At 72.6% G+C, this 424-nt stretch carries 1 protein-coding gene; it reads right to left on the bottom strand.

The window, feature by feature from the left end; all coding sequences use genetic code 11:
• Window positions 1-28: 28 nt before the first annotated feature.
• Window positions 29-424, bottom strand: a 396-nt coding sequence (locus L687_RS25915; RefSeq protein WP_021198717.1) for a MogA/MoaB family molybdenum cofactor biosynthesis protein, incomplete at its 5' end; no start/stop codon positions are given.

Below are 424 nucleotides of genomic sequence, written 5' to 3'. Positions count from 1 at the left end.
TCCGATACCGCTGCGATGCGCACGTCGTTCATGAGTGGTCTCCGCCCTTCACCTGATCCAGGATGTGCCCGGCGACGCCGAGCACCACGGGGACGCCGGAGGCGACGGCCCGCGGCGAACCGGGAAGGTTCACGACGAGCGTGCCGTCAGGATCGACGATGCCGGCGAGCCCGCGTGACAGCACGGACAGCGGGGTGTCGGCGAGTCCGCTGCGACGCAGCTCCTCGGCGATCCCGGGGATCTCTCGGGTGATCACGCGCCGCGTCCCCTCGGGCGTCAGGTCACGCGGACCGACACCGGTTCCCCCGGTCGTCACCACCAGCCGGATGCCGCGGGCGACGGCCCGGCGCAGAGCGTCCGCCACCGAACCCGCGCCGTCGGCGACGATCTCGGCGTCGGGACAGTGCCATCCGGCATCGCGGAG

Origin of the sequence: Microbacterium maritypicum MF109 (genome assembly GCF_000455825.1) — a bacterium.
GTDB lineage: Bacteria > Actinomycetota > Actinomycetes > Actinomycetales > Microbacteriaceae > Microbacterium > Microbacterium maritypicum_A.
The sequence above is the reverse complement of the archived record's forward strand: the minus strand, read 5'-3'. Positions and strand labels throughout refer to the sequence as shown.